Source organism: Pseudomonas sp. MF08817, from assembly GCF_059862705.1.
The window spans coordinates 1-10,142 of sequence record NZ_JCBCUY010000069.1 but is presented as its reverse complement, the minus strand read 5'-3'; the positions used below and the strand labels follow the sequence as shown (position 1 = coordinate 10,142).

The 10,142-nt window shown below is 62.1% G+C and carries 7 protein-coding genes; 6 read left to right on the top strand and 1 reads right to left on the bottom strand.

Going from position 1 to position 10,142, the window contains the following annotated elements:
- The 4 genes from AC19YR_RS24155 to AC19YR_RS24140 all read left to right on the top strand — a co-directional run.
- Positions 1 to 1,163, top strand: a 1,163-nt coding sequence (locus AC19YR_RS24155) for an immunoglobulin-like domain-containing protein (RefSeq protein ID WP_500600391.1), incomplete at its 5' end; no start/stop codon positions are given.
- Positions 1,164 to 1,535: 372 nt separating this feature from the next.
- Positions 1,536 to 1,847, top strand: a complete 312-nt coding sequence (locus AC19YR_RS24150) for a DUF6124 family protein (protein ID WP_500600390.1) — start codon at positions 1,536 to 1,538, stop codon at positions 1,845 to 1,847.
- A gap of 410 nt (positions 1,848 to 2,257) precedes the next feature.
- Positions 2,258 to 4,846 (top strand): autotransporter family protein, encoded by a 2,589-nt coding sequence (locus AC19YR_RS24145; RefSeq protein WP_500600389.1) that lies wholly within the window; start codon positions 2,258 to 2,260, stop codon positions 4,844 to 4,846.
- A gap of 314 nt (positions 4,847 to 5,160) precedes the next feature.
- Complete coding sequence (locus AC19YR_RS24140) at positions 5,161 to 6,168, top strand: autotransporter domain-containing protein (protein ID WP_095109882.1); 1,008 nt, start codon at positions 5,161 to 5,163, stop codon at positions 6,166 to 6,168.
- Between the two features lie 56 nt (positions 6,169 to 6,224).
- On the opposite strand, the gene glgB is transcribed toward AC19YR_RS24140, so the two are convergent.
- Entirely contained in the window at positions 6,225 to 8,453 is a 2,229-nt protein-coding gene (glgB, locus tag AC19YR_RS24135; protein WP_500600388.1) for a 1,4-alpha-glucan branching protein GlgB, read from the bottom strand.
- Between the two features lie 320 nt (positions 8,454 to 8,773).
- On the opposite strand from glgB, the gene AC19YR_RS24130 reads away from it, so the two are divergent.
- Together AC19YR_RS24130 and AC19YR_RS24125 are read left to right on the top strand one after the other, a co-directional pair.
- Positions 8,774 to 8,932, top strand: a complete 159-nt coding sequence (locus AC19YR_RS24130; protein ID WP_176465135.1) for a hypothetical protein — start codon at positions 8,774 to 8,776, stop codon at positions 8,930 to 8,932.
- A 685-nt stretch (positions 8,933 to 9,617) separates the two neighbouring features.
- The gene (locus AC19YR_RS24125; RefSeq protein WP_500600387.1) at positions 9,618 to 10,046 is read left to right on the top strand and encodes a hypothetical protein; all 429 of its coding nucleotides are present in this window, start codon (positions 9,618 to 9,620) and stop codon (positions 10,044 to 10,046) included.
- Positions 10,047 to 10,142: the final 96 nt, after the last annotated feature.

The window sequence follows — 10,142 nt, the reverse complement described above, 5'->3', positions numbered from 1 at the left end:
ACATGAGCACCAGCGACAGCATCCGCCTCGTCATGGCCGGCACACCCGGCGCGGGCAGCCCGACCATCGCCCCTAAACCAGGCGAAACCGACAAGACCGTCGAGTTCGATATCCCCGCCAGCGCCATCGCCGCCAATATCGGCAACAGCAACCAGAGCTTTACCCTCAAATACGAGGTCACGCGCGCTGGCCAGGTCTCGCCTTCGGGCACGGTGACCGTGACGGTGACACCGCTGCCAACCAGCGAGTTGACCAAAACCACTATCCAGATCAACCAGGCCAGCGGCACCACCCTGGACCTCTCGGCCATCACCAGCGGGGCCACCGTGCGCATTGGGTCATGGCCGTTTATAAGCAACGGGTGCCCAGTGTGGCTGGAAATCAAAGGCACCAAGATGGATGGCACCCCTGCCAGCCTCACGGTCTGGAATGGATGGCCCGCACATACCAACCCCAACTGGATCAGCACAGGACAACACGAACAAGTGGTGGGGTATAAGCCATTCTTCGAGAGCCTCAAGGACGGCTCCCCCGTGGAGATGCACTTCAAGGCGTCATTGACCAGCCAGGGCGACGTTAACCGGGCCATCTGTTTTCCGGTCAAGACCTACACTCTGGTTCCCTTCACCCTGGCGCCTACCCAGATGAACTTGAATGGTATATCCATCAAAATTCCTGCTTGGCCCAGAACCGGGCTGGATTCAATCAACAATACCGCCACACGAGTGCCCACCGGTGGAGCACCGCCGTATAGCTATGCGTCAAGTAACCCCGCAGTTGCTTCCGTAGATGCGCAAGGCAAAGTAACCGGCAACACCAATGGTTTGGCGACGATACAAGTCACTGACGGGATAGGAACTTCTGGTTCGTACCCAGTAGCGGTGACGAATGTTTATCGTCTGCTTGCCCATGAGGCCCCTTTAACCCACCCAAAAGCAGTTGAATGGATGCACTCTCAGCCAAACACCGCACCCGCCGGATGGGAGGCCATTGGCGATATGCTTAGAGTCTATGGCTGCCCATTGCCATCCGTAACTAGAATCTATTGGGTATGTCTTCCGTATGGGCCTGGAGCAGCTCTTTTTTATCATATTGAGAAATGCAACTTAAATTACACTTCTGACTATGTCCAGATCCCCGCATGGTGCATACAACTTATTTAATTAAAAACAACAGAAAAAAGTACAAGTAATCCTACAACCCGATACGCCTGCAGTTTCTTGTTGTATTACTGCAAGTAGGGCGTTTTGCGCAGGGACTTGAGGGTTGTATTAAACCGAGGCAGCGGCTAACCTTCGCCAGCCGCTGCCAAATCAGCGGCCGGGTGTGGAAGCCCGTTGAAGATCTAGGCGCGAAGCGCCCATAGCCGAGTTGGCGCTTTTTTTGCGTCTGCTAGTACGTGTTATGGCAGCTGTGCGCGGGGCACTTTCGGGTGCGCCGGGTTCCTAGATCCCCGGTCTTCCACACCTGCGTACAGTTGCCACCCATCATGTGGAAGTGATGCTGGCAACTCCTTTAATTCTAGGAGCTACCCCATGCACAAAATCACCCCCAATCCCCCGCCCGCCCTCGACGAAGCCGCCATCCGCGCCATCGACCACTACCTAGCGCCCAAGGTCAGCGCACCGCCCTCGCCCCAGCTCTTCACCGTCGCCCCTCACATCGACCCCGAAACCCTGCTGGCCAATGCCTCGGAAACCCTGGCCTGCGCCAATGTCATGGCCAGCGACCTGGCCTTCGAACTCGACGGCTCGCGCCGCCGCGTGGCCCTGGCGATCCAGCAATTGCTGGAGCTGGGGCAGCTGCTGGTAGACCGGGCCCTAGACCAACACCCCACCAACCCCTGACACCCGCGCCCTCTATGAGAGCCTGCCAGCAAGGCGGGCCTTGAGGGCGCCATCGCTGGCAGGCCAGCTCCCACAGAGGCGCCGAGGCTAACGGCGCATCGCTGGTTAGTCAGCGTCCACAAAAAAGGCATCCACCCACCCTCTTTGTGCATGAGCCGGGGGTAGCTAGCGGCTTTGCGGGCGCCGCATACGCCATTTTATTTCCCTGCGCAACTGTCAGATCTGACAGTACCGCTGGTCAGCCGAGGCGCCAGCCATCGAAAAAACCACTACTACTTCAAGTGTCTGAGCCACAGACACCCTGCAAGTCATCAGTGCAGTGCCTTCAAACCGGATTAAGGCTTTTTTGATAGGCCGCGACAGCAGGGCATCCCGAGAAAGCCGCTCAATGCCAGGGGTCCGGACCTATCATGAAATACCCTGCTCGCTTACTGCCCTCACTCGCCACCACCTCCCTGCTCATGCTGTCACCCCACGTTGCCCAAGCTGCGTGCACGCTGACGCCTGGGGCCGGCAACGACAACTTTGTTTGCGACAGCGGCACCAGCGGTGCCCTGACCGACCTGGCGGGCAATAACAGCCTGACGTTCCCCGCCAACGGCACCGGCAGCATCACTGGCAACGTCACCTTCGGCGCGGGCACCGACCGCGTGGAGATGAACTCCGGCGCTATCAACGGCGCCCTGAACATGGGCGATGGCGCCGACTCGCTGGTCATCAACGCCGGCACCATCACCGGCGCCGTGCAGCAGGGCAACGGGGTCGATGACTTCGTCATGAACGGCGGCACCATCGCCTCCCTGGCCCAAGGCGACAGCCGCGACACCTTCAGCATGAGTGGCGGCACCATCACTGGCGCCTTCGAGGACGGCGATACGGCGCGCATGACCGCCGGCACCATCGGTCGCGTGGACATGAAGCTGGACAAGAACCGCTTTGAACTGTTGGGCGGGGAAATCCAGGGCAACCTGGTGACCGGGTTCGACACCGACACCATCATCGTCCAGGGCGGGCGCGTGGGCGGCAACATCAGCGTCAGTGGCGGCGATGACAGCATCAGCGTGCAGGGCGGCGAAGTGGTCGGGGAAATCCGCGCCAGCGCCGGCGATGACAGCTTCGTGTGGAGCGGCGGCCACATCCGCTCGCCCATCCTCATGGGCGAAGGCACCGACACCGCGCTGCTGCGCAACCAGACCGAACTGATCCTCAGCCTGGTGTCGCGCATCGACGGCGGCCCGGACGGCAATACGTTGACGTTCGAGAACACCACGTCCGCCGGAGCCAGCCGCTACATCAACTGGCAAACGGTGAACCTCACCAACGGCAGCCATTTTGACCTCACCGAGCCCTTTATCCTGGCGGCCACCGCGCCCTTCCCCGGCACGTTCAATATCCTCGGGCCGGTCACTACCCTGGCCCCCGTGCAGGGCAGCATCACCTCGCCGGACGGCACGGTGCCGATCACCGTCAACAACGAGGGGATCATCGACATGAGCAGCGGCAACAGCCGCACCAACGACAGCCTCACCGTGCACGGCAACTACGCGGGCAGCGGCGGGCGGTTGTTCGTCAACAGCGTGCTGGCCGGCGACGATGCGCCCAGCGACAAATTGGTGGTGGTCAACGGCACCCTGGGCGGCACCACGCAGATCAGCGTGAGTAACGTCGGCGGCGCCGGGGCCGAAAGCCTGCAAAACGGCATCCAGGTGGTAGAGGCCCAAGGCACCGCCAGCAGCGACCCTTCGGCCTTCAGCCTCAAAGACGGCAGCGTGTCGGCCGGGCCCTACGTGTACTACTTGTTCAAGGGCGGCGTCACCGCCAACACGGGCAACAGTTGGTACTTGCGTTCGGCCATCGTGCCCGTCACACCGCTGCCGGGGGTGGGGCCGGAAGAACCCGGCAATCCTGGCAATCCCGGCAATCCCGGCAATCCCGGCAACCCAGGTAACCCTGGCAACCCCGAAGAGCCCGAAATCACCCTACCGGTCATCGCCCCCGGCTCCCCCCCCGTGCCCGTGGTACTGCCCGGCATGCGCCCCATTCCCCTGTATCGCCCAGAAGTGCCGGTATGGTCGGCGTTGCAACCCGCGGCAAACCTGCTGACCCTCTCGGCCCTGGGCACCTTCCACGAGCGTCAGGGCGAACAACGCCTGCTCACCGAGCACGGTGCCTTTGGCGCAGGCTGGGGCCGGGTGTATGGCAAGCAACTGGACCAGACCTGGGCCGGCACCGTGAACCCGCACCTGGACGGCTCGCTCAAGGGTTTCCAGGTGGGCAATGACCTGTACGGCACCGAGGCCGCATCCGGCATGAGCCAACGGGTCGGCTTCTTCGTCGGCCACACCCAGGTCAAGGGCGATGTGGACGGCTTCAACCAGGGCTTCGAGGGCCGGCGCGCCGGTAAGGTTGACCTGCAAGGCGACAGCTTCGGCCTCTACTGGACCCTGCTCAACCCGCAGCGCGCCTACCTCGATATGGTGCTGATGGGCACACGCCTGGACAACGACAGCCACTCCGACCGCGGCCTCAAGCTCAAGAACCGCGGCCACGCCCTCACCGCGTCGGTGGAGGCCGGCTACCCGATTGCCCTGGGCAAGCAATGGGAGATCGAGCCCCAGGCACAAATCATCCACCAGAAGGTGTCCCTGGACAGCGGCCATGACGGCGTGTCGCGGGTGGAGTTCGACGCCGACAGTGCCTGGACCGGGCGCCTGGGTGCACGCCTCAAGGGCCGCTACGAAGTCAGCGGCCTGCCGGTGGAGCCCTATGTGCGTGCCAACCTGTGGCACACATTCTCCGGCACCAGCAGCGAGACCTACGACAACCGCCACAGCATCAGCAGCCAGCAAAAAGCGTCGTCGGCGGATGTGGGCCTGGGCGTGGTGGTCAGCCTCAGCCGCGCGGTGAGTGTCTACGCCAGCACCGACTACAGCCACGATATCGACAGCACCCAGCAAAAAGGCGTCGCCGCCAACCTGGGCGTGCGCGTCAGTTGGTAGCCCCCTATCGAAAGCCTCTGGAACGGGGCTTTCGACGCTTTTCATCTACAAACAGGCACTTAGGGTTTGCAGCCATTTCAAGGCCTTGGCGGGGCTAAAAAATAATCTTCAAAGCCATGCGCAGTTTCTTGACGCTTTGCCCGCGCTCTTCTTAGCTCAACCTTACTACCCCCGGTATTACCTCCCGGGGCCAGGCCCCCAACACCCGCGCCAGCGGGCCACCGGGCCTTGCCTCATTGAACTCGGTCGCCCCTCATTCGGGGTAGGAGAGACGCCAAAGCGAGAGACTGCATGCGATTGCAAGGTAGACCGCCATGAAAACCTCCTTCACTTCCCACGAGATCACCCTGACCTTCTGCACCCTGTCCACCTCCCTGCTGTTGGCCGCCCCGTTGGCCGCCCGCGCCGAGGGCCCGGCGAATGCCTGGTACGGCCCCGCCGCCCTGCCCACTGGCGAACCGGGCCTGGCCCCCACGTTGCTCATCGATAACGCCAGCACCTGGGAGCGCCTCTACGGCCGCCCCGCCCGGCAGGCCGAAACCGATTACCTGGCCTCGCAGTTCGCCGCCAACCTCCAAGGCCTGCTCAAGGGCCCGGCCCTTTACACCCGCCAAGCCAGCGACGGCAGCACCCAACGCATCGGCCTGCTGGGCGGTGAACGCCAGTTACTGAGCAACGGCAACGGCATCATCACTCGTCGGGCCATGGCCGATCCGCGCCGCGACACCCTCAACGTCCAGGGCCAGAGCCTGGGGGCGTTCTGGAGCCTGACCGGGGCCCAGGGCTGGCACGTTGACCTGAGCGCCAGTGGCGGCCGTGTCAGCGGCTACAGCCGCAACGAACAGGGCCAGCGCCAGGCCACCGAAGGCAACGCGGTGACCCTGTCGGTGGAAGGCGGTTTCCCCATCGGCATCGGCGACAACTGGGTGGTCGAACCCCAAGCCCAATTGATAAACCAACGCATCAGCCTGGGCACGCCCAACGCGGGCAGTGGCAGCCCTTCGTCCACCGCCCAGACGTCCTGGAGCGGCCGGGTCGGCGCCCGCCTGAAGGGGCGCTATGAAGTCAGCGGCCTGCCCCTGGAACCCTACGTGCGCACCAACCTGTGGCACACGGTGTACAGCGGCGACACCCTGACCCTGGACAAGGTCGACAAGATCAGCAGCAGCCGCAAATCCTCCACCGTGGAATTGGGCCTGGGCCTGGTGGCGAAGGTCTCGCCCACCGTCAGCCTGTACGTCAGCGCCGACTACAGCAGCGACGTGGACGACAACGACCTCAATGGCCTGATTGGCAGCCTGGGTGTGCGGATGCGCTGGTGAGCGGCCATCGCGCCTGTAGCAAGCGGGCCTGCCCGCTTGCCACCCCAACAGCGCCGTTACTGCGGGCGCAATACCAGCACCGCCAACGGCGGCAGGTTCAGCGCCAGGGACAGTGCCTGGCCGTGGCTCGGCACGGTTTGGGCCTCGACGCTGCCGCCGTTGCCGTAGTTGGACCCGGCGTAGCGTTCAGCGTCGCTGTTGAGCACTTCGCTCCACTGCCCGCCCAGGGGCACACCGATGCGGTAGCCCTCGCGCGGCACCGGGGTGAAGTTGGCCACCACCAGCAGCGGCCGGTCATCGGCGCTCCAGCGCAACCAGGCGTAAACGCTGTTGATCGCATCATCGCCCACCAACCACTGGAAGCCCTGGGGCAGATGATCCTGCTGGTGCAGCTCAGGCGCCTCGCGGTAGAGGCGGTTGAGGTCACCCACCAGTTGCTGCACGCCCCGGTGCTCGGGGTATTGCAGCAAGTACCAGTCCAGTTGCTGGTCGTGGTTCCACTCGCGCCACTGGCCAAACTCGCAGCCCATGAACAACAGCTTCTTGCCCGGGTGAGTCCACATGAAACTCAGGTAGGCGCGCAGGTTGGCGAATTTCTGCCAGCGGTCGCCCGGCATCTTGTCGATCAGCGAATGCTTGCCGTGCACCACCTCGTCATGGGAGATGGGCAGGATGAAACGCTCGGACCAGGCGTACACCAGGCCAAAACTCAACTCGTTGTGGTGATGGCCGCGGTACACCGGGTCTTGCTGGATGTAATGCAGCGAATCGTGCATCCAGCCCATGTTCCATTTGTAGGCAAAGCCCAGGCCGCCCTGCTGGGTGTCCTGGCTGACCCCGGGCCAAGCCGTGGACTCTTCGGCGATCACCAGCGCCCCTGGCGCCTCCAGGGCCACCACGTCGTTGAGGTGGCGCACAAAATCGATGGCTTCCAGGTTCTCGCGCCCGCCGTGGCGGTTGGGCACCCACTCGCCGGCCTTGCGCGAATAGTCGCGGTAGAGCATCGAGGCCACCGCATCCACCCGCAGCCCATCGACATGGAAATGCTTGAGCCAGTGCAACGCCGAGGCCAGCATGAAACCGTGCACTTCGGTGCGGCCCAGGTTGTAGATCAGCGTGTCCCAGTCCTGGTGGAAGCCCTCCAGCGGGTTGCCGTACTCGTAGAGCGCGGTGCCGTCGAACTGCGCCAAGCCGTGGGCATCGGTGGGGAAATGGGCCGGCACCCAATCGAGAATCACCCCGATCCCGGCCATGTGGCAGGCATTGACGAACCCGGCGAAATCCTGGGGCGAACCGAAACGCGCACTGGGCGCGAACTGGGACAGCGGCTGATAGCCCCAGGAGCCGCCAAAGGGGTGCTCCATGATCGGCATCAGCTCCACATGGGTGAAGCCCAGCTCCAGCACATAGGGGATCAGCCGCTCGGCCAATTCGCCCCAGCCATATTGGCGGGCCACTTCCCCCAGGTCATCGACCTCGCACTGCCAGGAACCGACGTGCAATTCGTAGATCGACAGCGGCGCCGTCACCGCTTGCGCCGCGCCGCGGGCCTGCATCCAGGCATCGTCTTGCCAGGCCATCGCCAGTTTGGGGGCGACCTTGGAGGCGGTGTCCGGTGGCAGCGTGGTGGCCAGCGCCACGGGGTCAGCCTTGAGCGGCAGGATGCCGTTGGCGCCGAGAATTTCGTATTTGTAGGCCTCGCCGGCCTGCAACCGGGGGATGAAAATCTCCCACACGCCGCTGGGGTGGCGCAGGCGCATGGGGTGGCGGCGGCCGTCCCACACATTGAAATCGCCCACCACCGACACTCGCCGCGCATTCGGCGCCCACACGGCGAAGCGCACGCCGTCGATGCCATCCACCTGGGTCAGTTGCGCCCCCAGGCAAGCGCTCAAGTCACGGTGGTTGCCCTCGGCGAACAGGTACAAATCCATCTCCCCTAGCAACGGGCCAAAGCTGTAGGGGTCTTCGCTGGTCTGCTCGCCACCGGGCCACTGGATACGCAGCCGATAGCGCCCCGGGCTGGGCAGATGGCCGACGAACAGGCCCGGCACGCGGCTGGCCGGCAAATCCGCGAGCACCTCGTCGCTGTCGCTGGCCAGCACCTGCACTGCCAGGGCATCGGGCAGGAACGCACGGATCACCTGCCCGCCCGCGCCATCGTCGTGAGGCCCCAGGATGGCAAAAGGGTCGGCATGCTCAGCCCGCACCAACGCCTCGATGTCCTTGGCCGTCGGCAACCACTTGCCCACGGATTGCCCCTGATCCCTGCTCGACACACTCATACCTGCACTCCGCTGTTCTGGGTCTTGAAGAAAGAGGAAAACCAGCTGCCACAAGGAACCCGGCAAGGTTAGCCGCTCACCCGCGATCTGCCTGCCCGTCCCCATGCAACGCCCGGGCCGTAACCCCACGGCCCGCGTGCGCACCATCATGCGCGCCGCCCTCGGCTCGTGGCGCACCGTCCTGGTGCCGCCGCCGATTAAGTTCCGAACCACAGCCCGCGGCAAAGTTCAGGCAAATATCGGCCAGCACCTGCACAAAAAACCTGAGCAAAACCCGCCGCCGCGCAGTCCACCGCAAAACCACCGCAGGAGAACCGCCCATGAACATCCCCATCCCCGCCGAAACTCCCGACCCCAACATCGACGACCCGACCCTGCCAATCCCCGACCCCGAGCCCATCCCGGAACAAGACCCACCGCCGCCCCAACAGCCCCCCGTGGGCGACCCACCGCCGCAGGAGCCGCCGGTGCGGGTGTAAAGCGAACTCACTCACCAGCACGCCACAACAGGATGATGACCAAAAGCCAGCATCCTGTTGCGCACCATAACCGTTCGTCGAGTTTCGACGAAGATTTAGCCCACCCAACTGCAAGTAAAAATCCAGAAAAAAGAAAAAACCTACAGAGTCTTGCTCACAATAACGACAGATACCTGCACACTTGGAAATACGCCTTCCCCGATTGAATAATCTGCGCTAAAAAAACAGCACTCGCCAACGTAAGACAAGTGCATTTTATATGTGATCTTATTCCTACAGACCGAGATAATCGCCGAACTTGCCACTGACCCGTTCAGCAACTAAATAAGGAATGTCACCTAGAGCCTAGAATTTAAGTGACATAAGAAAACCCCGAACTGAAAAATTGAACTGGAAGCAAGATCATGAGCAACTCAACTCTTGGCGATGTGCTGTTCAACTTTAACGAGAAACATAATTCAGGTGCCGGCGCCTATATGGCGGGAGGCACAGGTAGCGCCGGAGGCTGTGGTGGAAGTGGCGGCTGTGGCGGGGGCGGAGGCTGTTCAGGGGGCAGCGGAGGTTGTGGTGGATGCGGTGGTCACAACGCCGCACACAATGACGCAACTGAGCCTGAGAAAAAATAAACAATAGAGCCATAAAGGTTTTTCCGGATGATCCGGAAAAACCTTAAGGAGTCTGCATCATGCGTTTATCCATGAGCAACTATGACATCCTGAACCTAACGCATGACGCATTGGTCGTCTCGGACAGAGGGATTTCAAAAATCAGTTCACCGCCCTTACTGAACGCACTCTCCCGTTTAAAAAACTATTCCACCATCACACGATCGGAACTGGATGAAATACTCACAGAAAATGGCCTTAACCCGGAGACCGCCTATACATTTTTGGAATCCGCCATCAGCATCAGACCGGCCTACGCGCCGCACTTTGAAAAAGTGTTCATCATCCACGACTGGAAAGGCGCTATCGATTTGGAAAAGCTCCTCAGGGAAGAAATAAAAACCCCACTGGAGTTTCACAAACTACCGTTCACGCCGAGCGCCGAGACGATTGAACCAAATAAAAAATACTATATCCTGGCGGCCGCAAAAACTGAGTGCAACACCTGACCTTTCCGGTACGGTGCTGCCACTATGTCCTATCACGAACTCAGTATCCCCGAACGTGCGACCCTTCAACTCGGCCTTGCCCAAGGTTTCAGCCAG

Excerpts from the sequence above, each read along its gene's own strand:
- AC19YR_RS24145 (WP_500600389.1), top strand. The coding sequence starts at position 2,258 with ATGAAATACCCTGCTCGCTTACTGCCCTCACTCGCCACCACCTCCCTG.
- AC19YR_RS24140 (WP_095109882.1), top strand. The coding sequence starts at position 5,161 with ATGAAAACCTCCTTCACTTCCCACGAGATCACCCTGACCTTCTGCACC.
- AC19YR_RS24130 (WP_176465135.1), top strand. The coding sequence starts at position 8,774 with ATGAACATCCCCATCCCCGCCGAAACTCCCGACCCCAACATCGACGAC.
- AC19YR_RS24125 (WP_500600387.1), top strand. The coding sequence starts at position 9,618 with ATGCGTTTATCCATGAGCAACTATGACATCCTGAACCTAACGCATGAC.
- AC19YR_RS24150 (WP_500600390.1), top strand. The coding sequence starts at position 1,536 with ATGCACAAAATCACCCCCAATCCCCCGCCCGCCCTCGACGAAGCCGCC.
- glgB (WP_500600388.1), bottom strand. The coding sequence starts at position 8,453 with ATGAGTGTGTCGAGCAGGGATCAGGGGCAATCCGTGGGCAAGTGGTTG.